This window comes from Thermus aquaticus (genome assembly GCF_001280255.1).
In the GTDB taxonomy this organism is placed as follows: Bacteria; Deinococcota; Deinococci; order Deinococcales; family Thermaceae; genus Thermus; species Thermus aquaticus.
In genome coordinates this window covers 1874156-1900803 of record NZ_LHCI01000106.1, presented here as the reverse complement: position 1 = coordinate 1900803, position 26648 = coordinate 1874156, and the positions used below count along the sequence as shown (strand labels likewise).

The following is a 26648-nucleotide window of genomic DNA, read 5'->3' as shown; positions in this document are numbered from 1 at the left end:
ATGATCTATCAGGCGGACGAGGTGCGGGCCCGCTTTGCCAGAAGGGGGCTTTCCTTTGACCCCACGGTGGAGGAGATCGTCCGGGGCATCCTCACCGCTGTGCGGGAGGAGGGGGACGCCGCTTTGGACCGCTTCAGCCTGGACCTGGACGGCCACCCCGTGGAGGAGGTTCCCAAAAGGCTCTGGCGGGAGGCCTACGAGGACCTGGACGAGGAGCTAAGGGACGCCCTGGAGACGGCCAAAGAGCGGATAGAGGCCTTCTACCGGGAGGAGGCCAAGGGGGGCTTCCTCAAGGCCGAGGCGGGAGGGGTTTTGGGCCAGCTGGTCAGGCCCCTTTCCCGGGTGGGGGTCTACGTGCCCGGGGGGAGCGCCCCCCTCCTCTCCAGCCTCCTCATGAGCGTGGTGCCCGCCAAGGTGGCCGGGGTGGGGGAGGTGATCGTGGCCAGCCCCCCCAGGGTCCACCCCGGGGTGCTGGCCGCCGCCTGGGTGGCCGGGGTGGACCGCCTCTACGCCATGGGGGGCGCCCAGGCCATCGCCGCCCTGGCCTTTGGCACCGAGCGGGTGCCCCGGGTGGACAAGATCGTGGGCCCGGGGAACGCCTACGTGGTGGCGGCCAAGCGGCAGGTCTACGGCGTGGTGGGCCTGGACGGCCTGGCGGGGCCCACGGAAACCCTGATCGTGGCCGACGGCTCCGCCTCGCCCAGGCTTCTCGCCGCCGACCTCCTGGCCCAGGCCGAGCACGGGCCCGACTCCGAGCCCTGGCTCCTCTCCCCGGACCGGGCGCTTCTTGAGCGGGTGGAGGCGGAGCTCTTCCGCCAGCTGGAGGGGCTTCCCCGGGCAGAGGTGGCCAAAAGGGCCCTGGAGAAGGGGGGCCTGGTCCTGACCCGGGACCTCGAGGAGGCCCTGGACCTGGCCAACCTCTACGCCCCCGAGCACCTCTGCCTGGCCCTGGCCGACCCCTTGCCTTGGCTCGGCCGGGTGCAGAACGCCGGCGGGGTCTTCCTGGGGGAGGGGAGCGCCGAGGCCCTGGGGGACTACATCGCCGGGCCCAGCCACGTGATGCCCACCTCGGGCACGGCCCGGTTCCAGGGAGGCCTGGCTCTGCGGGACTTCCTCAAGGTGATCCCGGTGGTGGGGCTTTCCGAGGAGGCGGTCAGGGAGCTTTCCGCCAAGGGGGCCCTTCTGGCGAGGGCGGAGGGCCTCGAGGGCCACGCCCGCGCCCTGGACCTGAGGCGATGAGGGTCTTCCACGAGCTCTTGGGCCCCCTGGAGCTTCCCGACCGCTTCGGGCGCATCGTGAGCCTGGCGCCCAACCTGACCGACGCCCTCTATGCCCTGGGGCTTGGGGACCGCCTGGTGGGCCGGAGCGCCTTCTGCCACCGCCCGGCCCAGGTCCTCTCCCTGCCCGTGGTGGCCTCCTACACCAAGACCCGCCTGGACCTCCTGAGAAGCTTAAAGCCCGACCTGGTCCTCCTCTCCACGGGGGTCCAGCGGGAGCAGGCCCTGAGGCTCAAGGAGGAGGGTTTTCCCGTCTACGCCGTTCCCCTCCCCACGAGCCCCTACGGGATTCTGGAAAACCTCTCCACCCTGGGCCACCTCCTGGACGTGGAGGAGAAGGCCCTGGAGCTTGCCCACCAACTCGCCCTCCGCTACGCCCGCCTCAAGGGGCGGCTTTCCGCCACCGTCTACTTTGAGATGGACCTGGGGGGGCCCATCACCGTGGGCCGGGGAAGCTACATCGCCCAGGCCCTCCTCCACCTGGGCCTGAGGCCCATCTTTCTGGACGTGCCCCAGGCCTACTTCGCCCCGGACCTCGAGGAGGTGAAGCGGAGGAGGCCCGACCTCTTCCTCTACGAGCCCAAACCCTGGGGCAAAAACCCCCTGGAGAAGGCCCGGGCCCTGGCCCAGGAGAGGGGCTGGGACTTCCCCGTGGCGGCCACCGACGGCGACGAGCTGGCCCATTACGGCCCCATGTTCTTCGCCTTTTTGGAAAAGGCCGCCCAACGGGCGGAAGAAGCCTTAGCGAAAGCTTAAGGAACCCCCCGCCGGGGGCGGTATAGTGGAAGCCATGAAGCGCCTGGCCCTTCTGGCCCTCCTTCTGGGGACTGCCTTCCTCCTCACGGCCTGCCCTCTGAACCCGCCACCACCGCCTCCACCACCTGCCTCTACCTGTTCCCCCACCCCCACGGGAAGCCTCTCTACCCTGGCCCTGAGGGAACCCCAGGGCCTGGGGGACTTCTCGGCTCCCCACGTGCCCGGGGAGCTTCTGCTCCTTCCCGGGGGGCTTGCGCCCCAGAGCCTGGCCGCCCGGGTGCAGGGGGTGGAGGTGCGGAGGGCCCTTGACGGGGGCTTCCTCCAGGTAAAGGTGCCTCCGGGCCAGGAGAGGGCCAAGGCCGAGGCCCTCCTCCAGGCCGGGGCCCGGTGGGTGCAGCCCAACTACCTCTACCAACCCCTGGCCTCCCCCAACGACCCCTCATATTTTCCCCGACAGAGGTCTCAGCTGAACGGTCTGTTGGGCCTGGAGTCTGCCTGGAATTCCGAAAAGGGAGACCCAAACCTCATCGTTGCGGTGGTGGACACGGGCTATCTGACGCACATTGATGCGTCCAGCAGGTGGTACTTGCCCCCTGGAGAAACCCTGGACCTAGCTGACAACGACAGCGATCCCGTAGATGATACGCCCGCCGCTAGGGGCAGTTCCCCTTTTAGCCATGGGTTAGCCGTTGCCTCTGTTATAGGAGCTGATACCAATAATGGCCAAGGCATGGCGGGAGTAACTTGGTTCGGGCGGTTACTCCCCTTGAAGGTAGCTCGTTCCTTTGATGGTGAGATCTCAACAAATGTGGTAGCGTCGGCGGTCAGAAAAGCCGCTGATCTGGGAGCCAAAGTCATCAACCTCTCTTTGGGAGGGGGAGGGTTTGATGCGGTTTTGGAAAACGCTCTTGCCTACGCCCGCGGGAAGGGTGCTACTTTGGTGGCCGCCGTTGGGAATAATGGCGTGGACGGAGTCCTCTACCCTGCTTCCTCCCCCCGGGTTATCGCCGTAGGGGCTGTAGACAACGACCGACGCAAGGCTTCCTTTTCCAACTGCGGCCCGGAAGTGGACCTGGTGGCTCCCGGGGTTGGGGTGGTTGTCCTAGCACCGAACAATGCCCTGGCTCAGGCTGATGGTACCTCCTTCGCTACCCCGATGGTTTCCGGAGTGGTTGCTCTTTACATGAGCCGCTATCAACGCCTTTATGGCACCTACCCGACACCGGATCAGGTTTACCAGTGCCTTGTCCAGACCGCAGAGGACTTAGGGCCTAGTGGAAGGGATACGGGCTACGGCTTCGGTCTCGTCCGGGCCGACCGGGTGATGACGGACCCCACCTACTGCTTCCCCTAATCCGCCTCACCCGCCGGGCGTTAGACTGAGCCTTCGTGCGGCGGCTTTTCCTGGCCCTCCTTTTGCTCTTCCTGGTGGCCTTGGCCTTCTGGGCCTACCCCCTTCTGGGCCCCGCGGTGCGCCATGGGGCCCTGCCCGCCCCTGAGGGGCTGAAGGAGCCCCTCACCATCCTGGTCTACGGCTCCAGCCCCGAGTACGTGGGCTACCACAAAAGGGCGGAGGAGCGCTTCCGGGGTCTTGCGGACACCATACTCCTGGTGCGCCTGGACCCAAAGGCCAACCGGGTGGTGGTCCTCTCCATCCCCCGGGACGTCTGGGTGAACCTTCCCGGGTATGGCTGGCGCAAGGTGAACGCCGCAAGCCCCCTGGGGGGCCCCGCGCTCATGAAGGAGGCCGTGGCGCGGGTGGTGGGGGTTCGGCCCGAGCGGTACGTGGTGGTGAGCCTCGAGGCCCTGAGGGCCCTGGTGGACGCCATCGGGGGGGTCAGGGTCTGCGTGGAGCGGCCCATGCGCTACCGGGACACCGCCGCCGGGCTGGTCATAGACCTAAAGCCCGGGTGCCGGGTCCTCTCCGGCGAGGAGGCCGAGGGCTATGTGCGCTTCCGCAAGGACGCCCTGGGGGACATCGGCCGCATCCAGCGCCAGCAGGCCTTCTTCCACGCCCTCAAAGAGAAGCTGCTTTCGCCGGCGGGCCTCCTCCGCCTGCCCCGGGCGGTGGCGGCGGTGGAGCCTTACGTGGAGACCGACCTCACCCGCGAGGAGAAGGGGGCCCTTCTGGGCTTGGCCATGAAGCGCCTGGAGCTCGTGAGCCTCCTCCTTCCCGGGCGGTTTGGGGGCGGGGGCTGGGAGGTGGACCAAAAGGCCTTGAAGGCCCTGGTGGAGCGCTACTTCCTGGGAGAGGGCACCGGGGAGGAGGTGAGCCTGAAGGGGCTTAGGGTGGCCCTGGTCTACGGCCCCGGGCAGGAGGCCCTGGCCCGGAGGGCGGAGGAGCGGCTTGCCGCCCTGGGCCTAAAGGTGCTCCCCCACCCCAAAGACCTTCCCCCGGGGCGCACCGAGGTCCTGGAAAACGGCCCGGGCTTCGCGGCGGAGGCCCTGGGGAAGGCCCTGGGGGTGCCCTACCGCGTCTCCGGGGAGGCGGTCTTGGGGGCGGACCTCACCTTAAGGCTTGGCGGGGACTTCCCCCTTTAGTAGCATGGTAAAGGCCCGCCGGGGTGGCGGAATGGTAGACGCTGCGGACTTAAAATCCGCTGGGGGGTAATCCCCCGTACGGGTTCGAGTCCCGTCCCCGGCACCACCAGGGCCCCGGTTCTCCGGGGCCTTTCGCCTTTCCTTGCTATGCTTGAGGGCGTGGGCGTGATCACCCGCTATCTGGAAAAGGCCATGGCCCAGGCCCGCTACGACCTTCTGGGGCCGGGGCGCTTCGTGGCCGAGCTCCCCGAGGTGGGGCTTAAGGTGGAGGCCTCCCACCTGGAGGCCGCCCGGGAGGCGCTTAGGGAGGCCCTCGAGGCCTGGCTCCTGAGCGCTTTGCGCTCCGGGGCCCTTCCCCCCGGGCTGGAGGTGGAGGAGGACCCCCGCCGGGCCCGCTTCTTCGCCCTGGCGGCGGAGATGTGGCGGGTGCTCTCGGAAGCGCCCCCCGCCACGCCGCTTAAGGAGGCCAAGGAGGAGCCCCGCGAGGCCCCCCGCCCCAAGCGCCCCCCCACCCTCGAGGCCTGGCTGCAGAGCCTGGGCATCCAGGTGGTGAAGAAGCGGGAAGAGGACGAGGAGAAGGAGAAGGTCCTCACCCGCCTGGCCCTCTTCTTGGGGGACCGCTACCCGAGCCTGGAGAAGCTCTACGAGCGCCTGAAGCAAAGCCTTTCCACCAAGCGCCAGTTTGAGCTTTCCCTGGCCGAGGCGGGCCAGGAGGAGATCGCCAACTCCACCCAGTTCTGCACCCTCCTCAAGCAGTACGCCCTCCTCACCAGCTACCACTACAAGAGCGAGGAGCGGCGCATCCGGGCCAAGGCCAGCACCGAGGGCTGGGTGCAGAACTTCTTCACCGGGGCGTGGCTGGAGCGCTACGTGGCCGAGCGCTTGAGGAAGCACCTCCGCTCCAAGAATCTGCCCCACGAGCTGGCCATGGGCTACCAGGTGACCCTGCCGAGTGGGGAGGCCATGGAGCTGGACATCCTGGTGCGGGTGGGGGAGAGGGTCTTCTGGTTTGAGGCCAAGACCGGCGAGTTCCAGGCCCACATCGGCAAGTACGCCGGGCTCAAGAAGGTCTTAGGCCTTTCCCAGAAGGAGAGCTTCCTGGTCCTCCTGGGCATGGACAAGGCCAGGGCCAAAGAGCTTTCCGCTTTGCACGGCCTCACCGTGGTGAACCAGGCCAACTTCCTGGACGTATTCCAGGAGGCCTTGGAGGGGAATGCTCCGTAAGGTCCTTCTGGTCATGGGGGGGACCCTGGCCTCGAGGGTCCTGGGCCTCCTGCGCCAGGCTGTCTTCAACGCCCTTTACCCGGATGCACTAAAAGACGCCTTCAACGTGGCTTACCGGGTGCCGAACCTCCTCCGGGAACTCCTCGCCGAGGGGGCGGTGCAGAACGCCCTGATCCCCCTCTTAAAGAGCCTCCCCCCCGAGGAGGCCCAGGCCTTCGCCCGCCGCTTCGCCGCCTTTCTCCTGGGCGTCAACCTCCTGGTCCTGGGCCTGGGCTACCTCCTGGCCCCGTGGGTGGCGGGGCTTCTGGTGGCCCCGGGAAGCCACCTAAGGGAAGGGGAGAGCTTTCAGCAGGTGGTCTACCTGACTCGGCTTCTCCTGCCCTTTCTCCTGGGCATCTCCATGGCAGCCCTCTTCTCCGCCTTCCTCCAGGCCGAGGAGCGCTTTCTGCCCTATGCCCTGGGCCCCGTGGCCTTCAACCTGGTGGCCATCGGCCTCATGGCCCTCTTCCCCGGGGACCCCACGGCCTTGGGCCTCTCCGTGGCCCTGGGGGGGCTGGTGCAGGCCCTGGTCCAGCTCCCCTTCCTCCGGGGCTTCCGCCTGGAGTGGGGCTGGCACCGGGCCTTCGCCCCGGCCCTCCTCCGCATGGGGCCCTTCGCCTTCACCACCTCCTTGCGGCAGTTTTTGAACCTGGTCCTCACCAACATCCTCACCCGCTACCCTCAGGCGGCGGTCACGGGCTTTTACAACGCCGAGGTGGTCTTCCAGATGGTCCTGGGCCTCTTCGCCACTAGCCCCGCCATCGCCCTCTTCCCCCGGATGAGCACGCTGAAGGGGGAGGAGCTTGCCAGCTTCCTCCGAGGCCCCTTTGAGCGCCTGAGCCTGGTTTTGGCCCTTTTAGGCGGGCTTCTCACGGGCCTCGCCCCCTACGTGGTGGTCCTCCTCTTTGGCCTCTTCGGCCCCCTCACCCCGGAGAACCGGACCTACAGCGCCCTGGTGCTTGCCGCCCTGGGCCTGGCCCTTCTGCCCTGGGGGGTGAACACCCTCTTCCTAAGGGGCCTCTACGCCCTGGGCAAGGTGCGGGAGGCGGTCATGGCCAGCGCCCTGGTCTTCCTCGCCAACACCCTGGGCTACTGGCTCCTAAGGGATGCGGGCCTCTTCCTCCTCAACCTGGCCACGGCCCTGGCGGGGTATCTGGGCCTCGGCCTCTACCTGCTCCTCTTGCGCCGGGAGGGGGTGGCGGTGGGCTACGCCCCGCTCTATGTCCTCAAGGCCTTTCTGGCGGGGCTCCTCGCAGCGGTTCCCGGGCTCTTTCTCGGGGTCTACTTTCCCGCCGCCACGCCCAAAGGCGCCCTCCTTCCCCTGGTCCTTGGGGGCCTGGGGGGGCTTTTCCTCTTTTTGCTGGCGGCCCTTCTTCTGGGCCTGCCCCTCAAGGCCCTCGCCAGAGGGCTTTTAGGCGGAAGTAGAGGGGCTTGAGCCGCAAGGCGAAGGCGGGGGTCTCCCAGGGGGTCCAGGCGAAGCGGAGGGGCTTTCCCCCTTCCAGGAGGAGGTTTACGCCCTCTATGGGGATGGGTTCGGGAGCGTACCAGGCGGTGGGGCGGCTCGGGTCGGTGATGAGGAGCATGCCCCAGGGAAGCCGGAGTTCCAAGAGGCCGCCCTCCCCCAGGGCGTAGTCCGCCATGGGGTCCCGGGCCCCTTCCGGGTCCTGGCCCCGCTTTAGGGCCCCCAGCTCGTAGGTGATCCGGGGGTAGTCGGTGCCGTCCCGGCCCGTGCGGCGGCGGTTGGGCTCCAGGACGAAGGGGACGAAGGGGCCCCCGCCGGGTTTGGTGAACCCCCGGAAGTGGAGGAACTCGGTCCCGGGAAGGCCGTGGTCCAGTTCCTGGTAGGGGTAGTAGGCCTTTTCTATGAGGAGCCTCCCTCCTTCTGGGCCTATCTCCAGGTCAAACTCCGCCCCAAACCCCTCGGCCACCTTCACCCCGCCCGGCACCGTGTCCAGGTAGAGCCTTAAGGGCAAGGGGCCCCGGTAGAGGAGCCAGAGGTACTCGGGGTCGGCGTGGGCCTTGAGAAAGCGGCCCTCTTCCCGGAGGAGGAAGGGCACCTTCTCCCACTCCTCGGGGTTGCCGTCCAGGCGGAAGGCGCCCCTCGCGGTGGCCGCCAGGAGGCCGTAGTTCTCCTCGGGGTCCAAGACGTTGTGCCAGAGGGGGTCCCGCTCGGAGGGGTATTCCAGGTCCATGAAGAGCCAGTTCTTCTTGAACCACTCGTCCAGAAGGGCGAAGACGAGCCCTCCCGCCAGGTCTAAGGCGGCGATGTCCTGCCAGAGAGCGGCCACCCCTTCCGCCTGGGCCTCCTCCGAGAGCCCCCCATGATGGAACCCCTCGGGGTGGAAGTGGGCGAGGCCGCGGCTTGCGGGCAGGCCGAACTCGGCGATGAGGAGGGGCATCTCCCCGTGGTGGGCCTTGAGGCGCTCCAGGTACTTGCGGTAGCGCCCCCCCTCCAGGCTGGGCTCGTTGACCAAGAAGTCGGGGTAGTAGGGGTACACGTGGTAGGCGGCGAAGAGGCTCGTGGGGCTATGGGGGGCGGGGCGTAGGTGGGTGGGGTCCAGGACCACGGTGTCCTCTTCATGGAGGGGGCCTGCCCGAGGGGGCTCCACCCTTTCCCCGCGGGCCTTCCTCAGGCGGTACTCCTCCTGGAAGCTGGCCTCGCTTTCCCAGGTGAGGGGGTCCAGGGTGGGCCAGTTGACGAAGCCCAGAGGCCTTGCGGTGCCGTAGGCCTCCCACTCGTACCGGGCCAGGCGGTCCAGGACCTCGGCGAGATAGGCGGCGAAGGGGCTCGCCCCGGGGAGGGCCTCTACGAAGCGGCCCCGGTAGGCCCGCCCCGGGTGGCGCTCGTTGTAGGCGGCCACGGAGTAGGGCTCAAACTCCCGCCCCACCAAAAGGCCCAGGGTCCAAGGGGAGACGTCGGCGGTGTAGTCCCCGTGGGCGTGGCCGGGCTTGGGCGGGCGGCGGAGGTTGCCGTGGAGGGCGTCCAGGACCTCCCGCCCCTCCAGGAGGAACTTTTCCAGGAAGGGGCCCTCCCAGTCCCCGTAGCCCTCCTCCTCGGGGAGTTCCGTCCAGACGCCCTGGAAGAGGTAGAGGGGCCTCTTGGGGTGGGTCAGGTTGTGGCCCAGGAGGGCCCGGTAGAAGGCGGGAGGCAGGAGGGTGTAGACCCGGACGGTGTTGGCCCCCATGGCGGAGAGGAGCTCCAGCCAGGCCCGGTAGAGCCAGACCTCCTCCGGGAACTCCGCCGGGAAGCGGCCTGGCAGGGCCACGCCCAGGTTCACCCCCCGGACTTGGAAGGGCTTGCCCTCTACCCAGAACCGGCCCTTCTCGGCCCGGAAGGAGGGCGGGGCCTTGCGGGCCTTGGGGGCGGGTGGGGAAGGGGGAGGGAGGGCACGGAGGACGGGCTCGGCGTCGCCGTAGCCCTGCCGGAGCGCCTCCTCCAGGGCGCTTCTTGCCCCCTCGAGGTCCCCCAGGGCCCTTAAGGCTAGGCCAAAGCCAAAGAGGGCCTCCGGCCCCCCTTTCAGGGTCCCCACCAGGCGGGAGAAGGCGTAGAGGGCCTCCTCCGCCCTTCCCAGGCGGTAGTGGGCGAAGCCCGCAAGGAGGAGGGCCTCCTCCGGGGGGTCGTAGCCCGAAAGGAGGGGCTTTAGGCGGGCCAGGGTCCCTTCCATCTCCCCCCGGGCGTAGAGGGCGCGGGCCTCGTCCAGGGAGGCGGCCAGGGCGAGGCCTCCCAAGAGGAGGAGAGCGAGGACCCTCATCCTTGGGCGGCCTCCTGGATGGCCCGGACGGCCTCGGGGTTCTCCAGGGCGGAGAGGTCCCCGGGGTCCTGGCCCAGGAAGGCGGCCCGGATCACCCGGCGCATCACCTTGGCGTTCCGGGTCTTGGGCAGGTCGGGGACGAAGAGGACCCGCTCGGGGCGGAGGGGTTTGCCTAGGGCCTCGGCCACCTTTTCCGCCACCTCCTCGGCGAGGGCCGGGGAAGGGGTGTGGCCCGGCTTCAGCACGGCGAAGAGGACGATGGCCTCCCCCTTCACCGGGTGGGGCACCCCGATGGCCGCCGCCTCCCTTAAGGCGGGGTGGCGGGTGGCGGCGGTCTCCACCTCGGCGGGGCCCACCCGCTTGCCCGCCACCTTCAGGGTGTCGTCGGAGCGCCCCAGGATGAAGAAGTGCCCCTCCTCGTCCAAAAGGGCCAGGTCCCCGTGAACCCAGACCCCGGGGACCTTTTGGAAGTAGGTCTCCAGGTAGCGGGCCTCGTCCCGCCAGAAGCCCCGGGTCATCCCGGGCCAGGGGGCAAGGACGGCGAGCTCCCCCACCTTCCCCACCGCCGGCCTCCCCTCCTCGTCCAAGACGGCGGCCTTCATGCCGGGCACGGTGGTGTTGAAGCCCATGGGCTTGATGGGCCGAAGGAGGACGTTGCCCAAAATGCCTCCCGCCACCTCGGTGCCGCCGGAGTAGTTGACGATGGGGAGGCGCTCCTGCCCCACGGCGCGGAAGAACCAGAGGTAGGCCTCCAGGTTCCAGGGCTCCCCGGTGGAGCCCAGGACCCTCAAAGAAGAGAGGTCATGCCCCTCCAGGGGGGCCTCCCCGAAGGGGATCAGGGCCCGCACCAGGGTGGGGGAGAGGCCCAGGTGGGTGATGCGGTGGGCGGCCACCATGCGCCAGAGGCGGTCGGGGCCCGGGTAGTCCGGCGCCCCGTCGTAGAGGAAGACGGTGCCGCCCAGGAGGAGCCCCCCCAGGATGGCCCAGGGGCCCATCATCCAGCCCAGGTCGGTGAACCAGAAGAGGCGGTCCTCCTCCTTCAGGTCAAAGAGGAGGGCCAGGTCCAAGGCGGCCTTCAAGGGGAAGCCGGCGTGGTAGTGGACCGTGCCCTTGGGGCGGCCGGTGGTGCCGGAGGTGTAGATGAGCATGAAGGGGTCCATGCTCTCCATCTCCTCCGGAGGGGAGGCCTCGCCCGAGAGGTCCTGATAGTCCACCTCGCCCGCCGCCAGGGGAAGGCCCAGGCGGCGCACCACCAGGAGCCCTTCCGTTCCGGCAAGCTCCCGGGCCCTGCGGGCCTCGAGGAGGAGCTCCACCCGCCTTCCCCTTCTAAAGAAGCCGTCCTGGACGGCGAGGAGCTTGGCCTCGGCGTCCTTTAGGCGGACGCTGGCCGCCTCGGCGGCGTAACCGGAGAAGATGGGGATGGCGATGGCCCCCACCCAGGCGGTGGCCAGGAGGAGGGTGGCGGCCTCGAGGCCCATGGGAAGCCAGAGCCCCACCCGATCCCCCCGCCCTACCCCCAGGGCCTTTAGCCCGGCGGCCACCCGGGCCACCTCGGTCTTGAGCTCCCCGTAGGTGAGGCTTCGCACCCGGCCGTCCTCGCCCTCGTGGACCAGGGCGGGGCGCTCAGGGTCGTGGCGCAGGACGGCCTCCACCAGGTTCAGCCTCCCCCCTACGAAAAAGCGGGGGAAAGGAAACCCGCCCTCCATGACCTGGGTGTAGGGGGTGCGCCAGGGGATGGCCAGGTGGGTGAAGAAGGCGTGGTAGAAGGCCTCGGCCTCCTCCACGCTGTAGTGGTAGAAGGCCTCGTAGTCCTCAAAGCCCAGGGTCTCCATGAAGTGGAAAAGCCGGGTGCTTTTGGCCGACTCCGGTGGGTACCAGACGGGTTCCATGGCTAGCTCCTAAAAAAGGGAAAGCGCCGCTTGGGCTTGGCCGCCTTGGGCGCTTCGCCCCCGGGCGCTTGCCAGGTGCGGAGGGCCTCTAAAAACTCCCCGATCCCCAGGCGCTCCTTGGGGTCCTTGACAAGAAGCCGCCTCAGGGCCTTGTCCAGGCGGGGGGGAAGGCTGGTGGGGGGCGGGGGGAGGAAGAGGTGGGCGTCCCGTAGCTCCTCCACGGTTTCCCCTTTGAAGGGTCTCTTCCCCGTGAGGAGCTCATAGGCCATGACGCCGTAGGCGTAGGCCTCGCTCTTCTCGCTGGGGAGGTTTCCTAAGAAGAGCTCCGGGGCCAGATAGTGGGGGCTTCCGGCGAACTCCTGGGTCCTATCGCCGATGGGGCGCAGGGTGCCCAGGTCCCCCAGCTTATAAATCCCTTCTCCCACGAAGACGTTGGCGGGCTTCACGTCCTGGTGGAGGAGGCCCTTCCCGTGGAGGTAGAGGAGGGCTTCCCCTACCTGGGTGAGCGCCTTCACCGCCTCCTCCAGGGGCAGGCGGCCCTCCAGGAGCCTGGCCTCGAGGGTCCCCTGGGGAAAGCACTCCAGGGCCAAAAAGGCCTCCTCGCCGAGCGGCACGCCGGCCAGGCCCCGGACCAGGTAGGGGTGCTTCAGGGAGAGGCTGAAGGAGACCTCCCGGGCGAAGCGCTCGGCCAGCCTGGGGTCTTCTCGCACCTCCTTCTTGGGGAGCTTCAGGGCCACCCGCCCCAGGCCCGGGGCCTCGGCCAGATAGACCTGGGCCGTCTGCCCCAGGCCCAGGAGCATGAGGAGGCGGAAGTCCTTCCTAGTCAAGGACCAGCACCCCTCCCGGCTTCAGGGCGTGCCCTTCCACGCCCTTCTCCTGGGCCCTCCTGGCGAAGGCCTCCCCGTCCTGCTTGATGGGGGGGAAGGTGTTGTAGTGGATGGGGACCACCCTTTTGGGCTTGAGGAGGTCCAAGGCCCTCAGGGCGTCCTCGGGTCCCATGGTGAAGTGGTCGCCGATGGGGAGGAGGGCGAGGTCCAGGTTAAGCTCGCCGATGAGGGCCATGTCCGAGAAGAGGGCGGTGTCGCCGGCGTGGTAGATGCGCTTGCCCGCAAGCTCCACCACCACCCCCATGGGCATGCCCCCGTAGGTGCCGTCGGGGAAGCTGGAGGAGTGCCAGGCGGGGAACCACTTGACGAAGCCCCCCGCGAAGCGGTAGGTGCCCCCGATGTTCATGGGCACGCTCTTGGCCCCGTGCTTTTCGGCGTAGGTGGCGATCTCAAAGGTGGAGACCACCACCCCGCCCTTCTTGGAGAGGGCCACGCTGTCGCCGAAGTGGTCCCCGTGGGCGTGGGTCACCAGGATGAGGTCCGCCTGGACCTCGGCCAGGGAGGCCGCCGCCATGGGGTTGCCGGTGAGGAAGGGGTCTATGATGATCCGGGTTTGGCCGTCGGATAGCCAGACCGCCGAGTGGCCCAGATACCGCACCTCCACCATACGCACCTCCTTCACCGCCACTATAGTCCCAGAGGGGTCTTCTGGGAAAGGGCCCTTTCCAGGGTGTGCAGGAAGATGGCCTTGAGGAGGCGGAAAAAGGCCCGCTCCCCCCAGGTCCTGGCCTCGGGGAGGAGGAGGTCCACCTCAAGCCTCAGGAGGAGGCCCTCCCCCCTAGGCAGGACCTCGCCGCCCACGGCCAAAGCGGGGGGCGGCAGGGGGATGGGGGTGAGGCGGGAGCCCTCTAGGCGGCTCTGGAAGGGAAGGGCCACCTCGCCCAAAACCGGGTTGGCCTGGCGGAGGATGCCCTTCAGCAGGGGGCCCTCCCAGGAAAGCTCCAGGGGAAGCCCCTCGAGGCCTTTCCCCAGGTCCAGCTCCAGGGCCTTCATCCCTCCACCCACTCCACCCGGACCCGGCCCTCGCGGGCGAGGCGCTCTATCTCCGCGTCCGGGATGTTGACCAGGCGGGGAAGCTCCTTGAAGCGGGGCGTGGCCGAGGCCAGTCCCACCCGCACCACCAGGACCTCTTCCTCTTCAGCCCGGCCGATGCGCCAGACCAGGTGCTGGCCCAAAGCCTCCAGAAGGTCCTTCTCCACCCCTCCAGTCTACCGCCATAATGGGGCCATGCTTCTGGAGGTGGCCTACGCCCGCCTCTCTCCTCTGGCCTTCGCCCTGGGGGTGGGGGGCCTCCTCCTTTTGGTGCTCCTCGAGGGGGCGCCCCTTTGGGCGCTCCTTTTCCTCTACCCCTGGTGGCGGCTTCGGCGGGGGTGGCGCCTCCTCCTCTTCCCCGACCACCTGCGCCTCCTTCCCCCCTTGGGCCTGGGGCGGCGGATTGCCTTGGAGGAGATCGGGGGGCTGGAAAGGGCGTACTGGCCCGCGGGGCCCCTCTCCCGGGGCAGGGAGGCCTTGGTCCTGGTCCTGAAAAGCGGGGAGCGCCTGCCCCTGGCCCTCGAGGCGGTGGAGCCGGTAGCGGCCCGCCTTAAAGAACTTCTAGAAGGGCGAACTTCAGGTAGTGGGTCTCCGGGTGGTTGAGGAGGACGGGGTGGTCAAAGGGCTGGCCCCGCTTCTCCACCACCTTGAGCACCCGGTGGGCGTCCTGGGCGGCCTCGGTGAGCATCTGGTAGAAGAGGGGCTCGGTGAGGTGGTGGCTGCAGCTGGCCGTGGCCAGAATCCCCCCCTCCTTGAGGAGCTTGATGGCCCTCAGGTTCACCTCCTTGTAGGCCCTGTAGGCCCTCTCCAGGTCCTTTTTCCCCTTGGCGAAGGCGGGAGGGTCCAGGACGACGAGGTCAAACCGCTCCCCGGCCCTTTCCAGGGCCCGGAGGTAGTCAAAGGCGTTGGCCTCCACCGTCTTCAAGGCGAGGCCGTTCAGCCTGGCGTTCTCCTCCGCCCGGGCCAGGGCCTCCTTGGAGGAGTCCACGGCCACCACCTCTTTAAAGCCCAAGGCCAGGTGCAGGGCGAAGCCCCCGGCGTAGGAGAAGACGTCCAAGGCCCTTTCTCCGCGGAAGCCTTCCATGAGGGTGCGGTTTTCCCGCTGGTCCAGGAAGGCCCCGGTCTTCTGGCCCGCCACCAGGTCCACCAGGTAGCGCACCCGCCCCTCCTTGACCACCACCCGCTCGGGCACCTGGCCCAGGAGGGGGCGCACGTAGAGGGGGAGGCCTTCCAACTCCCGGGCCCGGGCGTTGTTCTTGGCCAGGGCGCTTTTCACCAGGGGCCTCAGGACCTCGGCCACCTGGGGCAGAAGCGCCTCCCAGGCGTAGGCCGTGGCCTGGACCACGGCGTGGCCGGCGTAGTAGTCCACCACGAGCCCGGGGAGGAAGTCCCCCTCGGCGTGGGCCAGGCGGAAGCCCCCTTCGGGCTCGGCCTCGAGGGCCCTAAGCCGGCGGGCGATGGCCCGCTCCAGGTTTTCCAAGAGGGCCTTTTCCGGGTCCTCCGCCGGGCGGAAGCGATAGGCCCGGACCCGGAGGTCGCTTTGGGGGTTGTAGAGGGCCAGGGCCAGGAAGCGCTTGCCCCAGTAGACGGGGTAGAGCCCGGGGGCTTCGGGGCCCGAGACCACGTCCCGGGCGAAGACCCAAAGATGGCGGGAAAGAAGCCTTTCCGCTCCGCGTTCGTTGACGAAAATCCGCACCGCCTAAGTATACTTAGGCGGGGTCGGTTGACGCTTGCCCCGGAAGCCGGTATCATGGCCGGCGAGTGCGGTTTGCGCATCTTTTCACATAGGGAGGGGCGATGGGAGGCCTGGGACTTATAAAGAGCCTAGCGGAGAAGGAGAAGGAGCTCCTGGCCCGCCTCGAGGCCGCCAAGAAGGAGGCGGAGGAGCTCCTCAAGCGGGCGGAGGCCGAGGCTAGGGCCCTTCTGGAGGAGGCCGAGGCCAAGGCCAAGGCCCTGGAGGCCCAGTACCGCGAGAAGGAGGCCCAGGGGACCGAGGCCATCCTGGCCCGCTACCGGGCTCAGGCGGAGGCCGAGGCCAAGGCGGTCAGGGAGAAGGCCGGGCCCCGCCTGGAGGAGGCCCTGGCCCTGGTGCTGAAGGAGGTCCTGCCGTGATCGCCCCCATGGAGAAGCTGGTCCTGGCCGGGCCCAAGGGCCGGGCCAAGGAGCTTCTCCAGAGCCTGCAGCAGGCGGGGGTGGTCCACCTGGAGACCCTCAGGGTGGAGGCCCTTTCCGAGTACCGGCTTTCCCCCGAGGAGCGGGAGGAGCTGAGGCGCTGGGAAGGGGTGGCCGCCGGGGCCGAGCACACCCTGGCCCTCCTGGGCCAGGAGCCCGAGCCGGCAAGGCCTTTCCCCGAGGGCCTCGAGGCGGCCGAGAGGGCCCTCGCCCCCATCCAGGGCCACGCCGAGGGCCTCACCCGCCAGCGCCAGGAGCTGGAAGAGGAGCTTTCCCTGGCCCAGGCCTACCTGGAGCCCCTGGAGAAGCTTTCCGGGATGGCCCACGGCCTGGACGAAAGCCCCTTCTTCCGGGTCATGCCCTTCCTCCTCACGGAGAAGGAGCTCCCCCTGGTGGAGGAGTCCCTGAAAAAGGCCCTGGAGGACCGCTTCCTCCTGGCCACGGAGCCCTACAGCAAGGGGCTCGCCGCCCTCCTCGTGGTCCACCGCCGGGACCAGGAGGCGGCCAAGGCGGCCCTTTCCCGGGCGGGGATGGCCGAACTCCGGCTTCCTTGGGACCTTCCCCTTTCCCAGGCGGCCAAGAAGCTCAAGGAGCGGGCCGAGGCCGCCCCTAGGGAGCTATCCGAGGTGCGGCAGGCCCTCTTCAAGCTGGCCCAGGAGGCCGCCTCCACCCTGCGGAGCCTCTGGACCCGGGCCAAGGACGAGGTGGCCCGGCTCAAGGCCCTGGAGGAGCTGGCCTCGGGCCGCTTCGGCTTCGGCCTTCTGGGCTACGTCCCGGTGAAGGCCAAGCCCAAGGTGGAGGAGGCCCTGGCCCGCCACCAGGGCCAGGTGGTCTACGCCTTTGAGCCCGTGGACGAGCACCACGAGGCCGACCGCATCCCCGTGACCCTGGACAACCCCCCCTGGGTCAGGCCCTTTGAGCTTCTGGTGAGCTTCCTCAACACCCCCAGGTACGGCAGCATTGACCCCACCCCGGTGGTCCCCATCTTCTTCCCCTTCTGGTTCGGGATGATCGTGGGGGACATCGGCTACGCCCTCCTCTTCTACCTGGTGGGGCGGTGGCTTTCCGGCTACGTGAAGCGGAACGAGCCCCTGGTCATCGGCCTCTTCGCTCTCAAGCTGAAGCCCCCGGTTCTTTCCAAGCTGGTCTACATCCTGAACTGGATGGTCTTCTGGACCGTGGTCTGGGGCCTCATCTACGGGGAGTTCTTCGGCACCTTCCTGGAGCACCTAGGGGTCTTCGCCACCCCCGAGCACCCGGGCCTCATCCCCATCCTCATCCACCGCATTGACACCGCCAAGACGGCCAACCTCCTCATCCTCCTCTCCGTGGCCTTCGGCGTGGTCCTGGTCTTCGCCGGCTTCGTCCTTCGGGCTTACCTGGGCCTCAAGCACCGGCATATGGGCCACTTCTGGGAGGGCGTGGGCTACCTGGGAGGCCTCTTGGGCATCCTGGCCCTGGCCGCCTCCTACCTGGGGAACCTGCAGGCGGGGTGGCTTTCCGCCCTCATGTACCTGGGCTTTGCGGTCTTCTTGCTGGCCGTGGTCACGAGCCGCAACTGGCTCATGGTTCCGGAGATCTTCACCCAGGCGGGGCACATCCTCTCCCACATCCGTATCTACGCCGTGGGGGCCGCCGGAGGGATTCTGGCGGGGCTTCTCACCGACGTGGGCTTCGCCATAGCGGATAAACTCGGGCTTGTGGGCGTGCTCCTGGGCATCGTGGTGGCGGGGCTTTTGCACCTCCTCATCCTCCTCCTCACCACCTTAGGGCACATGCTCCAGCCCATCCGTCTCATCTGGGTGGAGTTCTTCACCAAGTTCGGCTTCTACGAGGAGAACGGCAGGCCTTACCGGCCGTTCAAAAGCGTCCGCGAGACGCACTAGGGAGGGAAAGAGATGAAGAAGCTTCTGGTTTTGGTTCTGGTGGCGGTTTTCGGCGCTCTGGCGTTGGCGGCGGAGGAGGCGGCGGCCTCCGGGGGCCTTGACCGGGGCCTCATCGCCGTGGGCATGGGCCTGGCCGTGGGCCTAGCCGCTTTGGGCACGGGCGTGGCCCAGGCCCGCATCGGTGCGGCGGGCGTGGGGGCCATCGCCGAGGACCGGGGCAACTTCGGTACGGCCCTGATCTTCCTCCTCCTGCCCGAGACCCTGGTGATCTTCGGCCTGCTCATCGCCTTCATCCTGAACGGCAAGCTCTAAGGGGCTTCTGGGGCCAGGCCCTTCCCAGGGCTTGGCCCTTTCCCAAAGGGGGGATCATGTCCAAACTGGAAGCCATTCTGAGCCAGGAGGTGGAGGCGGAGATCCAGGCCATCCTCTCCGAGGCCAGGGCCAAGGCGGAGGGCCTGAAGGCCGAGGCCGAGGCCAGGGCCAAGGCCCTGCTGGAAGGGAAAAGGCGGGCTCTGGAGGCCGCTTTCCAGGCCGCCCTACGCCGGTCGGAGAGCGCCGGGGAGCTCCTCCTCTCCACCGCCCGGGCCCAGGCCAAGGGGGAGGTGCTCTCCGAGCTCAAGGCCAAGGCCCTCGAGGCCCTGAAGGCCCTTCCCCATAAGCCCGAGTGGCCCGAGGTGGTGCGGAAGCTGGCCTTGGAGGCCCTCTCCGCCCTGGCGGAGCCCGAGGCCCTGGCCACGCACCCGGAGAACCTGCCCCACCTCGAGGCCCTGGCCCAGGAGCGGGGGCTCAAGCTCTTGCCCGATCCCGCCCTGCGCCTGGGGGTGCGGGCCGTGGGCCAGGGGGGCAAGACCCAGGTGGAAAACGCCCTGGAAAGCCGCCTGGAAAGGGCCTGGGACGCCCTCTCCTCCAAGGTGGCCCAGGCGCTTTGGGGCTAGGCCATGGCGGACGACTTCGGCTACCTGAACGCCCGGGTGCGGGCCAGGCGGGGCACCCTCCTCAAGGAGAGCTTCTTCCAGGAGGCCCTGGACCTCTCTTTCCCCGACTTCCTCCGCCTCCTCTCGGAGAGCGCCTACGGCCAGGACCTGGCCGGGCAGGGGCTTTCCGAGGTGGACCGGGCCATCGCCCAGGCCCAGGCCAGGCTGGTGGGGGACCTTCCCCGCTTGGTGACCGGGGAGGCCAGGGAGGCGGTGCGTTTTCTCCTCCTGCGCCAGGACCTCGCCAACCTTCAGGCCCTCCTAAGGGCCAAGGCCACGGGCCGCCCCTTTGAGGAGGTTCCCCTCCTTCCCGGCACCATCAAGGAGGAGCTCTGGCGGCAGGCCTACGAGGCCCAGGACCTGGCGGGGATGGCCCAGGTCCTCTCCGTGCCCGGCCACCCCCTGGCCAGGGCCCTGAGGGCCGTTTTGCGGGAGACCCAGGACCCGGCCCGGGTGGAGGCCCTTCTCGCCAAGCGCTTCTTTGAGGACGTGGCCAAGGGGGCCAAGGTCCTTGAGGAGCCCGCCCTTCGGGACTACCTCTCCCTGGAGGTGGACGCCGAGAACCTAAGGACCGCCTTCAAGCTCATGGGGCAGGAGGCGAACCCCGAGGCCCTCTTCATCCGCGGGGGGCGTTTCGTGGACCGCCTCCGCTTCGCCCGCCTCCTGGAGGGGGACTACGCCGCCTTGGACGAGCTTTCCGGCACCCCCTTGGCGGGGCTTTCCGGGGTGCGGGAGCTGAAGGAGCTGGAAAGGAGGCTCCGCTGCCTTCTCCTTAAGGAAGCCAGGAAGGGGACCGCCGATCCCCTGGGGGCGGGGCTGGTGCTGGCCTACGTGAAGGAGCGGGAGTGGGAGGCCATGCGCCTTAGGCTTCTCGCCCGGCGGGCCTACTTTGGCCTGCCCAAGGAGCTGGTGGAGGAGGAGGTGACCTGCGCATGAGGATCGCCGTGATCGCCGATCCCGAGTCCGCCCAGGGGTTCAGGCTTTCGGGCCTCGAGGCCCACGCCGCCCGCACCGCTGAGGAGGCCAGGGCCAAGCTGGAGGAGCTTGTGCAAAAGGGCGGGTACGCCCTGGTGGCCGTGGACGGAGGCCTCCTCCCCGAGCCCGAGAAGGCGGTGGAGCGGCTTATGCGGGGGAAGGACCTCCCCGTCCTGCTCCCCATAGCGGGCCTAAAGGAGGCCTTCCAGAACCCCGACGTGGAAGGGTACATGCGGGAACTGGTGCGCAGGACCATCGGCTTTGACATCAAGCTGTAGAATGGAGGGAAGATGATCCAAGGGGTGATCCAGAAGATCGCGGGCCCGGCGGTGATCGCCAAGGGAATGCTGGGGGCCCGCATGTACGACATCTGCAAGGTGGGCCACGAGGGCCTGGTGGGGGAGATCATCCGCCTGGACGGGGACACGGCCTTCGTCCAGGTCTACGAGGACACCTCGGGCCTCAAGGTGGGGGAGCCCGTGGTCTCCACCGGGCTTCCCTTAGCGGTGGAGCTGGGCCCCGGGATGCTCAACGGCATCTACGACGGCATCCAGCGTCCCCTGGAGCGCATCCGGGAGAAGACCGGCATCTACATCACCCGGGGCGTGGTGGTCCACGCCCTGGACCGGGAGCGGAAGTGGGCCTGGACCCCTGTGGTGAAACCCGGGGATGAGGTCAAGGGGGGCATGGTCCTGGGCACCGTCCCCGAGTTCAACTTCACCCACAAGATCCTGGTGCCCCCGGACGTGAAGGGCCGGGTCAAGGAGGTGAAGCCCGCCGGGGAGTACACGGTGGAGGAGCCGGTGGTGGTCCTGGAGGACGGCACCGAGCTCAAGATGTACCACACCTGGCCCGTGCGCCGGGCCAGGCCCATCCAGCGGAAGCTGGACCCCAACACCCCCTTCCTGACGGGGATGCGGATCCTGGACGTCCTCTTCCCCGTGGCCATGGGGGGGACGGCGGCCATCCCGGGGCCCTTTGGCAGCGGTAAGACCGTGACCCAGCAGTCTTTGGCCAAGTGGTCCAACGCCGATGTGGTGGTCTACGTGGGGTGCGGGGAGCGGGGCAACGAGATGACGGACGTTTTGGTGGAGTTCCCCGAGCTCACCGACCCCAAGACCGGGGGGCCCCTCATGCACCGCACGGTGCTCATCGCCAACACCTCCAACATGCCCGTGGCCGCCCGCGAGGCCAGCATCTACGTGGGGGTGACCATCGCCGAGTACTTCCGCGACCAGGGCTTCGCCGTGGCCCTCATGGCCGACTCCACCAGCCGCTGGGCCGAGGCCCTGCGCGAGATCTCTAGCCGCCTCGAGGAGATGCCCGCCGAAGAGGGCTACCCCCCCTACCTGGCGGCCCGCCTCGCCGCCTTCTACGAGCGCTCCGGCAAGGTCATCACCCTGGGGGGCGAGGAGGGGGCGGTGACCATCGTGGGGGCGGTCTCCCCTCCGGGCGGCGACATGTCCGAGCCCGTGACCCAGTCCACCCTGCGCATCGTGGGGGCCTTCTGGCGGCTGGACGCCTCCTTGGCCTTCCGCCGCCACTTCCCGGCCATTAACTGGAACGGCTCCTATAGCCTCTTCACCGGGGCCCTGGACCCCTGGTACCGCCAGAACGTGGCCCCCGACTACCCCGAGCTCCGGGACGCCATCTCCGAGCTCCTCCAGAGGGAAGCGGGCCTCCAGGAGATCGTCCAGCTGGTGGGGCCCGACGCCCTGCAGGACGCCGAGCGCCTGGTCATTGAGGTGGGCCGCATCATCCGGGAGGACTTCCTCCAGCAAAACGCCTACCACGAGATTGACGCCTACTGCTCCATGAGGAAGGCCTACGGCATCATGAAGATGATCCTCACCCTCTACAAGGAGGCGGAGGCGGCCATCCGCCGCGGGGTCTCCATAGACGAGATCCTGGCCCTCCCGGTCATTGAGCGCATTGGCCGGGCCCGCTACGTGAGCGAGGAGGAGTTCCCCCGCTACTTTGAGGAGGCCATGAGGGAGATTGAGGGGGCCTTCAGGGCCCTGGCCTGAGGAGGTGAAGCATGGACCTCTTGAAGAAGGAGTACACCGGCGTCACCTACATCTCGGGGCCCCTGCTCTTCGTGGAGAACGCCAAGGACCTGGCCTACGGGGCCATCGTGGACATCAAGGACGGCACCGGGCGCGTCCGCGGCGGGCAGGTCATTGAGGTCTCCGAGGAGTACGCCGTCATCCAGGTGTTTGAGGAGACCACGGGCCTGGACCTGGCCACCACCAGCGTCAGCCTGGTGGAGGACGTGGCCCGGCTTGGGGTTTCCAAGGAGATGCTGGGGCGGCGCTTCAACGGCATCGGTAAGCCCATTGACGGCCTTCCCCCCATCACCCCGGAGAAGCGCCTGCCCATCGTGGGCCTGCCCCTGAACCCCGTGGCCCGCAGGAAGCCGGAGGAGTTCATCCAGACGGGCATCTCCACCATTGACGTCATGAACACCCTGGTGCGGGGGCAGAAGCTCCCCATCTTCTCCGGCTCGGGCCTCCCCGCCAACGAGATCGCCGCCCAGATCGCCCGCCAGGCCACGGTGCGCCCCGACCTCTCCGGGGAGGGAGAGAAGGAGGAGCCCTTCGCCGTGGTCTTCGCCGCCATGGGCATCACCCAGCGGGAGCTCTCCTACTTCATCCAGGAGTTTGAGCGCACGGGGGCCCTTAGCCGCTCGGTCCTCTTCCTCAACAAGGCCGACGACCCCACCATTGAAAGGATCCTCACCCCCCGCATGGCCCTCACCGTGGCCGAGTACCTGGCCTTTGAGCATGACTACCACGTCCTGGTCATCCTCACCGACATGACCAACTACTGCGAGGCCCTGCGGGAGATCGGGGCCAGCCGCGAGGAGATCCCCGGCCGCCGCGGCTACCCCGGCTACATGTACACCGACCTGGCCACCATCTACGAGCGGGCCGGGGTGGTGCAGGGCAAGAAGGGCTCGGTGACCCAGATCCCCATCCTCTCCATGCCCGACGACGACCGCACCCACCCCATCCCCGACCTCACGGGCTACATCACCGAGGGGCAGATCCAGCTCTCCCGGGAGCTGCACCGCAAGGGCATCTACCCGCCCATTGACCCCCTGCCCTCCCTCTCCCGGCTCATGAACAACGGCGTGGGCAAGGGCAAGACCCGGGAGGACCACAAGCAGGTCTCCGACCAGCTCTACTCCGCCTACGCCAACGGCGTGGACATCCGCAAGCTGGTGGCCATCATCGGCGAGGATGCCCTCACGGAGAACGACCGCCGCTACCTGCAGTTCGCCGATGCCTTTGAGAAGCACTTCATCAACCAGGGCCAGCAGAACCGCTCCATTGAGGAGAGCTTGCAGATCGCCTGGGCCCTCCTCTCCATGCTTCCCCAGGGCGAGCTCAAGCGGATCTCTAGGGACCACATCGGCAAGTACTACGGGCAGAAGCTGGAGGAGATCTGGGGCGCGCCCCAGGCCCTGGACTAAAGGGGGGTAGATGAGCCAGGTCAGTCCCACCCGGATGAACCTTCTGCAAAGGCGGGGGCAGCTCCGCCTGGCGCAGAAGGGGGTGGACCTCTTAAAGAAGAAGCGGGACGCCCTGGTGGCCGAGTTCTTCGGCCTGGTGCGGGAGGCCTTGGAGGCCAGGAAGGCCCTGAACCAGGCCGCCAAGGAGGCCTACGCCGCCCTGCTTCTGGCCCAGGCCTTTGACGGCCCCGAGGCGGTGGCCGGGGCCAGCCTGGGCGTCCCCCCGGTGGAGGGGGTGGAGGCGGAGGTGGAAAACGTCTGGGGAAGCAAGGTGCCTAGGCTCAAGGCCACCTTCCCCGAGGTCCTTCTTTCCCCCGTGGGCACCCCCGCCTACACCCTCGAGGCCCAGAAGGCCTTCCGCCGCTACGCCGAGGCTTTGGTCCAGGTGGCCAACACCGAGACCCGCCTCAAGAAGATCGGCGAGGAGATCAAGAAGACCACCCGGCGGGTGAACGCCCTGGAGCAGGTGGTGATTCCGGGGATTAGGGGGCAGATCCGCTTCATCCAGCAGGTCCTGGAGCAGAGGGAAAGGGAGGACACCTTCCGCCTCAAGCGCATCAAGGGCAAGATTGAGGCCCGGGAGGCGGAGGAAGGAGGCCGCCCGAACCCCCACCTGGAGATCGGGGCCGGGCTTTAAAATACCCCGCCGTGGCCTTCGCCACAGCGGGGACCCCAAAGGCCCCGGGAAGCCCCCGGGGCCTCGGCCTTTACTGGGCCCGGGCCTCCTTCAGCATGTTGAGGAGGACGGTCTGGAGGATGCCCCCGTTCTTGTAGTAGTCCACCTCCACCGGGGTGTCCAGGCGGGCGATGGCCTGGAAGCGGACCTCGGAGCCGTCTTCCCGCCTGGCCACCACGTCCACCCGCTTCCTGGGGTAGAGGTCGGTGAGGCCCAGGATGTCATAGACCTCGTAGCCGGTGAGGCCCAGGGTCTCCCGGTTCTCCCCGGGCAGGAACTCCAGGGGCAGGACCCCCATGCCCACCAGGTTGGAGCGGTGGATGCGCTCGTAGCTCTCCGCCAGGACCGCCTTGATGCCCAGGAGGTAGGTGCCCTTGGCGGCCCAGTCCCGGCTGGAGCCCGTGCCGTACTCCTTGCCGGCGATGACGATGAGGGGCGTCCCCTCCGCCTTGTAGCGCATGGCCACGTTGTAGACGAAGTCCACGTCCCCCTCGGGGAGCTTCTTGGCATAGCCCCCTTCAATACCGTCCAGCATGAGGTTCTTGATGCGGATGTTGGCGAAGGTGCCCCGCACCATCACCTCGTGGTTGCCGCGTCGGGAGCCGTAGGAGTTGAACTCCTCGGGCTTCACGCCCTTGCTGAGAAGGTACTGGCCGGCAGGGCTCTTGACCGGGATGGCCCCGGCGGGGGAGATGTGGTCCGTGGTCACGGAGTCTCCCAGCACCAGGAGGACCCGCGCTCCCTTGATGTCCTCCACCTTCCTCTGGCCCAGGTCCTCAAAGAAGGGCGGGTTCTGGATGTAGGTGCTCTCCGGGTCCCAGGCGTAGAGGGTGCCGGTGGGGGCGGGGAGGGCCTGCCAGCGCTCGTCCCCCTCAAAGACCCGGCTGTACTCCTTCTTGAAGAGCTCCGGGTCCAGGGTCTTGCGGATGGCCTCCTGGATCTCCTCCATGGAGGGCCAGATGTCCTTCAGGTAGACGGGCTTGCCGTTGGGGTCAAAGCCCAGGGGTTCGGTGGCCAGGTCAATGTCCATGCGGCCGGCCAGGGCGTAGGCCACCACCAGCATGGGGCTCGCCAGGTAGTTGGCCCGGACGTGGGGGTTGATGCGCCCCTCAAAGTTGCGGTTCCCCGAGAGGACGGCGGCCACCACCAGGTCCCCTTCCTCCACCGCCTTGGCGATGTCCTCGGGCAGGGGGCCGGAGTTGCCGATGCAGGTGGTGCACCCGTAGCCCACCACGTGGAAGCGCAGGGCCTCGAGGAAGGGCAGAAGCCCGGAGGCCTCCAGGTAGTCGGTCACCACCTTGGAGCCCGGGGCCAGGGAGGTCTTGACCCAGGGCTTGGTGTCCAGGCCCGCCTCCACCGCCTTCTTGGCCAGTAGCCCCGCCCCCAGCATCACCGAGGGGTTGGAGGTGTTGGTGCAGGAGGTGATGGCGGCGATGACCACGGAGCCGTGGGCCAGCTCAAACTCCTCGTCCTGCCTTTTGACCAGCACCTTTTTTCCCAGCTGGTCCTCCGAGAGGCCAAAGCCCCGCTCCTTCACCGGCTTGGTGAGGTGGAGGAGGAAGCTCTTCTTGGCCTCCTTGAGGGGAACGCGGTCCTGGGGGCGCTTGGGGCCGGCCAGGGAGGGCTCCACCGTGGAAAGGTCCAGCTCCAGGTGCTCGGAGTAGCGGATCTTCGCCTCGGCCTCGGGGGTGCGGAAGAGGCTCACGGCCTTGGTGTAGGCCTCCACCAGGGCCACCAGCTCTTCTGGCCGCCCGGTGAGGCGGAGGTAGTTCAGGGTCTCCTCGTCCACGGGGAAGAAGCCCATGGTGGCCCCGTACTCGGGGGCCATGTTGGCGATGGTGGCCCGGTCCGCCAGGGGGAGCTTGGCCACCCCGGGGCCGTAGAACTCCACGAACTTGCCCACCACCCCGTGCTTGCGCAGGATCTCGGTCACCGTGAGGACCAGGTCGGTGGCCGTGGCCCCCTCGGGAAGCTCCCCGTAGAGCTTGAAGCCCACCACCTTGGGGGCCAGCATGTAGTAGGGCTGGCCCAGCATCACCGCCTCCGCCTCAATGCCGCCCACGCCCCAGCCCAAGACCCCCAGGCCGTTCACCATGGTGGTGTGGCTGTCGGTGCCCACCAGGCTGTCGGGGAAGGCTAAGGTGAGGCCGTCCCGCTTCTCGGTCATGACCACCTGGGCCAGGTACTCCAGGTTCACCTGGTGGACGATGCCCGTGCCCGGGGGGACCACCCGGAAGTTCTTGAGGGCCTGCTGCCCCCACTTGAGGAGGAGGTAGCGCTCCCGGTTCCTTTCGTACTCCTTCTCCACGTTGTAGAAGAAGGCGTAGGCGGTGCCGAAGGCGTCCACCTGCACGGAGTGGTCAATGACCAAGTCAGCGGGGACCACGGGGTTGATGCGCTCCGGGTCGCCGCCCCGCCGGGCCACGGCGTCCCGCATGGCGGCCAGGTCCACCACCGCCGGCACCCCGGTGAAGTCCTGGAGGATGACCCGGGCCAGCTTCAGGGGCACGTTGATCTCCCCGGGCTCCGGTTGCCACTTTGCCAGGGCCAGGATGTCCTCCTGGGTCACCTGGTAGCCGTCCTCGTTTCTCAGGAGGCTTTCCAGCATGACCCGGATGGAGAAGGGGAGGCGGCTCACCTCCGCCAGGCCCTTCCGCTCCAGCTCCGTGAGGTCGTGGTAGCCGTAGGTCTTGCCGGCCGCGCTCAGGGTCTTCAGGGTCTGAAAGCTGTCCTTCATGCCCGCTCCTTTCCCTTCCCCCATGGGGAAAAGGGACGCTTACTTTTAGGGGGAAGTCTGGCTCCGAGGGGGGGCGCCCGCCCCGGCGCTTCCCACTATAGCACCTTAGAGGGTTGGGTAGAGTGAGGGAGGTGGCCACCCGACCCCGTGGGCCGTCCATGCGGATGCGGTCTTTGGCGACCGGGATGCCGTGCGGCGGGGAGGCCGGGGCGGCATCAATCCCGCGGGCGTGGGAGCCCGGCAACCGGGGCGGTAGGGCCTCCCCTAGGGGGCAAGATGCAAGCAACATGACGGCCCTTACCTTGGCCCGGGAAAGG

At 68.3% G+C, this 26648-nt stretch carries 24 protein-coding genes and 1 tRNA gene; 17 read left to right on the top strand and 8 right to left on the bottom strand.

Annotated features, from left to right (window positions below):
* The 7 genes from hisD to murJ all read left to right on the top strand — a co-directional run bounded on the left by hisD (position 1) and on the right by murJ (position 7272).
* Positions 1-1239: a histidinol dehydrogenase gene (gene hisD / locus BVI061214_RS11030; protein WP_053768416.1), complete on the top strand. Its 1239-nt coding sequence runs from the start codon at positions 1-3 to the stop codon at positions 1237-1239.
* A complete protein-coding gene (locus tag BVI061214_RS11025) occupies positions 1236-2033 on the top strand; it encodes a helical backbone metal receptor (RefSeq protein ID WP_053768415.1) in 798 nt (265 codons plus the stop codon). The genes hisD and BVI061214_RS11025 overlap by 4 nt, the downstream gene beginning before the upstream one ends.
* Before the next feature lie 34 nt (positions 2034-2067).
* A complete protein-coding gene (locus BVI061214_RS11020) occupies positions 2068-3387 on the top strand; it encodes a S8 family serine peptidase (protein WP_053768414.1) in 1320 nt (439 codons plus the stop codon).
* Between the two features lie 35 nt (positions 3388-3422).
* Positions 3423-4574, top strand: coding sequence for an LCP family protein (locus tag BVI061214_RS11015; RefSeq protein ID WP_053768413.1), 1152 nt, complete (start codon positions 3423-3425; stop codon positions 4572-4574).
* A gap of 17 nt (positions 4575-4591) precedes the next feature.
* Positions 4592-4680 (top strand) — tRNA-Leu (locus tag BVI061214_RS11010).
* 41 nt (positions 4681-4721) lie between these two features.
* Positions 4722-5798, top strand: coding sequence for a hypothetical protein (locus BVI061214_RS11005; protein WP_053768412.1), 1077 nt, complete (start codon positions 4722-4724; stop codon positions 5796-5798).
* Positions 5788-7272: a murein biosynthesis integral membrane protein MurJ gene (murJ, locus tag BVI061214_RS11000; protein WP_053768411.1), complete on the top strand. Its 1485-nt coding sequence runs from the start codon at positions 5788-5790 to the stop codon at positions 7270-7272. Before BVI061214_RS11005 ends, murJ begins: the two co-directional genes overlap by 11 nt.
* On the opposite strand, the gene BVI061214_RS10995 is transcribed toward murJ, so the two are convergent.
* The 6 genes from BVI061214_RS10995 to BVI061214_RS10970 are packed head-to-tail and all read right to left on the bottom strand — an operon-like array spanning position 7226 to position 13564.
* Positions 7226-9589, bottom strand: a complete 2364-nt coding sequence (locus tag BVI061214_RS10995; protein ID WP_053768410.1) for a tetratricopeptide repeat protein — start codon at positions 9587-9589, stop codon at positions 7226-7228. The genes murJ and BVI061214_RS10995 overlap by 47 nt on opposite strands.
* On the bottom strand, positions 9586-11478 hold the full coding sequence (locus BVI061214_RS10990; RefSeq protein ID WP_053768409.1) for an AMP-binding protein: 1893 nt from the start codon (positions 11476-11478) through the stop codon (positions 9586-9588). Before BVI061214_RS10990 ends, BVI061214_RS10995 begins: the two co-directional genes overlap by 4 nt.
* A 2-nt stretch (positions 11479-11480) precedes the next feature.
* A complete protein-coding gene (locus tag BVI061214_RS10985; protein WP_053768663.1) occupies positions 11481-12278 on the bottom strand; it encodes a serine/threonine-protein kinase in 798 nt (265 codons plus the stop codon).
* A 19-nt stretch (positions 12279-12297) separates the two neighbouring features.
* Positions 12298-12972 (bottom strand): metal-dependent hydrolase, encoded by a 675-nt coding sequence (locus BVI061214_RS10980; RefSeq protein WP_003044573.1) that lies wholly within the window; start codon positions 12970-12972, stop codon positions 12298-12300.
* 20 nt (positions 12973-12992) lie between these two features.
* Entirely contained in the window at positions 12993-13358 is a 366-nt protein-coding gene (locus tag BVI061214_RS10975; RefSeq protein WP_053768408.1) for a DUF3809 family protein, read from the bottom strand.
* The gene (locus BVI061214_RS10970) at positions 13355-13564 is read right to left on the bottom strand and encodes a DUF3248 domain-containing protein (protein WP_003044566.1); all 210 of its coding nucleotides are present in this window, start codon (positions 13562-13564) and stop codon (positions 13355-13357) included. Before BVI061214_RS10970 ends, BVI061214_RS10975 begins: the two co-directional genes overlap by 4 nt.
* Positions 13565-13592: 28 nt before the next feature.
* On the opposite strand from BVI061214_RS10970, the gene BVI061214_RS10965 reads away from it, so the two are divergent.
* Entirely contained in the window at positions 13593-14000 is a 408-nt protein-coding gene (locus BVI061214_RS10965; protein WP_053768407.1) for a hypothetical protein, read from the top strand.
* Here BVI061214_RS10965 and BVI061214_RS10960 read toward each other — a convergent pair.
* Positions 13948-15093, bottom strand: a complete 1146-nt coding sequence (locus tag BVI061214_RS10960; protein ID WP_053768406.1) for a 23S rRNA (cytosine(1962)-C(5))-methyltransferase — start codon at positions 15091-15093, stop codon at positions 13948-13950. The genes BVI061214_RS10965 and BVI061214_RS10960 overlap by 53 nt on opposite strands.
* A gap of 101 nt (positions 15094-15194) precedes the next feature.
* On the opposite strand from BVI061214_RS10960, the gene BVI061214_RS10955 reads away from it, so the two are divergent.
* Genes BVI061214_RS10955 through atpD form a run of 9 tightly spaced genes read left to right on the top strand, consistent with a single transcriptional unit; the run spans position 15195 to position 23555 of the window.
* Positions 15195-15509 (top strand): V-type ATPase subunit subunit G family protein, encoded by a 315-nt coding sequence (locus tag BVI061214_RS10955; protein ID WP_053768405.1) that lies wholly within the window; start codon positions 15195-15197, stop codon positions 15507-15509.
* The gene (locus tag BVI061214_RS10950) at positions 15506-17455 is read left to right on the top strand and encodes a V-type ATP synthase subunit I (protein WP_053768404.1); all 1950 of its coding nucleotides are present in this window, start codon (positions 15506-15508) and stop codon (positions 17453-17455) included. Before BVI061214_RS10955 ends, BVI061214_RS10950 begins: the two co-directional genes overlap by 4 nt.
* 12 nt (positions 17456-17467) lie before the next feature.
* Positions 17468-17767: a F0F1 ATP synthase subunit C gene (locus tag BVI061214_RS10945; RefSeq protein WP_003046223.1), complete on the top strand. Its 300-nt coding sequence runs from the start codon at positions 17468-17470 to the stop codon at positions 17765-17767.
* A 56-nt stretch (positions 17768-17823) separates the two neighbouring features.
* Positions 17824-18390 carry an ATP synthase subunit E gene (locus tag BVI061214_RS10940; RefSeq protein WP_053768403.1) on the top strand — a complete coding sequence of 189 codons (567 nt, stop codon included), beginning with the start codon at positions 17824-17826 and terminating at the stop codon, positions 18388-18390.
* A gap of 3 nt (positions 18391-18393) precedes the next feature.
* Positions 18394-19365: a V-type ATPase subunit gene (locus BVI061214_RS10935; protein WP_053768402.1), complete on the top strand. Its 972-nt coding sequence runs from the start codon at positions 18394-18396 to the stop codon at positions 19363-19365.
* Between the two features lie 2 nt (positions 19366-19367).
* Complete coding sequence (locus BVI061214_RS10930) at positions 19368-19682, top strand: V-type ATP synthase subunit F (RefSeq protein WP_196793484.1); 315 nt, start codon at positions 19368-19370, stop codon at positions 19680-19682.
* A 12-nt stretch (positions 19683-19694) separates the two neighbouring features.
* Positions 19695-21431 (top strand): V-type ATP synthase subunit A, encoded by a 1737-nt coding sequence (locus tag BVI061214_RS10925; RefSeq protein ID WP_053768401.1) that lies wholly within the window; start codon positions 19695-19697, stop codon positions 21429-21431.
* Between the two features lie 11 nt (positions 21432-21442).
* Positions 21443-22879 carry a V-type ATP synthase subunit B gene (locus tag BVI061214_RS10920; RefSeq protein WP_053768400.1) on the top strand — a complete coding sequence of 479 codons (1437 nt, stop codon included), beginning with the start codon at positions 21443-21445 and terminating at the stop codon, positions 22877-22879.
* A 10-nt stretch (positions 22880-22889) separates the two neighbouring features.
* Positions 22890-23555 (top strand): V-type ATP synthase subunit D, encoded by a 666-nt coding sequence (atpD, locus tag BVI061214_RS10915; RefSeq protein ID WP_053768399.1) that lies wholly within the window; start codon positions 22890-22892, stop codon positions 23553-23555.
* A gap of 70 nt (positions 23556-23625) precedes the next feature.
* Here atpD and acnA read toward each other — a convergent pair whose 3' ends face one another.
* Positions 23626-26331 (bottom strand): aconitate hydratase AcnA, encoded by a 2706-nt coding sequence (gene acnA / locus BVI061214_RS10910; RefSeq protein ID WP_053768398.1) that lies wholly within the window; start codon positions 26329-26331, stop codon positions 23626-23628.
* Positions 26332-26648: the final 317 nt, after the last annotated feature.

What these genes read in the sequence shown, in the direction of transcription:
- hisD (WP_053768416.1), top strand. Translation starts at nt 1, where the DNA reads ATGATCTATCAGGCGGACGAGGTGCGGGCCCGCTTTGCCAGAAGGGGG.
- BVI061214_RS11025 (WP_053768415.1), top strand. Translation starts at nt 1,236, where the DNA reads ATGAGGGTCTTCCACGAGCTCTTGGGCCCCCTGGAGCTTCCCGACCGC.
- BVI061214_RS11020 (WP_053768414.1), top strand. Translation starts at nt 2,068, where the DNA reads ATGAAGCGCCTGGCCCTTCTGGCCCTCCTTCTGGGGACTGCCTTCCTC.
- BVI061214_RS11005 (WP_053768412.1), top strand. Translation starts at nt 4,722, where the DNA reads ATGCTTGAGGGCGTGGGCGTGATCACCCGCTATCTGGAAAAGGCCATG.
- murJ (WP_053768411.1), top strand. Translation starts at nt 5,788, where the DNA reads ATGCTCCGTAAGGTCCTTCTGGTCATGGGGGGGACCCTGGCCTCGAGG.
- BVI061214_RS10995 (WP_053768410.1), bottom strand. Translation starts at nt 9,589, where the DNA reads ATGAGGGTCCTCGCTCTCCTCCTCTTGGGAGGCCTCGCCCTGGCCGCC.
- BVI061214_RS10990 (WP_053768409.1), bottom strand. Translation starts at nt 11,478, where the DNA reads ATGGAACCCGTCTGGTACCCACCGGAGTCGGCCAAAAGCACCCGGCTT.
- BVI061214_RS10985 (WP_053768663.1), bottom strand. Translation starts at nt 12,278, where the DNA reads ATGCTCCTGGGCCTGGGGCAGACGGCCCAGGTCTATCTGGCCGAGGCC.
- BVI061214_RS10980 (WP_003044573.1), bottom strand. Translation starts at nt 12,972, where the DNA reads ATGGTGGAGGTGCGGTATCTGGGCCACTCGGCGGTCTGGCTATCCGAC.
- BVI061214_RS10975 (WP_053768408.1), bottom strand. Translation starts at nt 13,358, where the DNA reads ATGAAGGCCCTGGAGCTGGACCTGGGGAAAGGCCTCGAGGGGCTTCCC.
- BVI061214_RS10965 (WP_053768407.1), top strand. Translation starts at nt 13,593, where the DNA reads ATGCTTCTGGAGGTGGCCTACGCCCGCCTCTCTCCTCTGGCCTTCGCC.
- BVI061214_RS10955 (WP_053768405.1), top strand. Translation starts at nt 15,195, where the DNA reads ATGGGAGGCCTGGGACTTATAAAGAGCCTAGCGGAGAAGGAGAAGGAG.
- BVI061214_RS10945 (WP_003046223.1), top strand. Translation starts at nt 17,468, where the DNA reads ATGAAGAAGCTTCTGGTTTTGGTTCTGGTGGCGGTTTTCGGCGCTCTG.
- BVI061214_RS10940 (WP_053768403.1), top strand. Translation starts at nt 17,824, where the DNA reads ATGTCCAAACTGGAAGCCATTCTGAGCCAGGAGGTGGAGGCGGAGATC.
- BVI061214_RS10935 (WP_053768402.1), top strand. Translation starts at nt 18,394, where the DNA reads ATGGCGGACGACTTCGGCTACCTGAACGCCCGGGTGCGGGCCAGGCGG.
- BVI061214_RS10925 (WP_053768401.1), top strand. Translation starts at nt 19,695, where the DNA reads ATGATCCAAGGGGTGATCCAGAAGATCGCGGGCCCGGCGGTGATCGCC.
- BVI061214_RS10920 (WP_053768400.1), top strand. Translation starts at nt 21,443, where the DNA reads ATGGACCTCTTGAAGAAGGAGTACACCGGCGTCACCTACATCTCGGGG.
- atpD (WP_053768399.1), top strand. Translation starts at nt 22,890, where the DNA reads ATGAGCCAGGTCAGTCCCACCCGGATGAACCTTCTGCAAAGGCGGGGG.
- acnA (WP_053768398.1), bottom strand. Translation starts at nt 26,331, where the DNA reads ATGAAGGACAGCTTTCAGACCCTGAAGACCCTGAGCGCGGCCGGCAAG.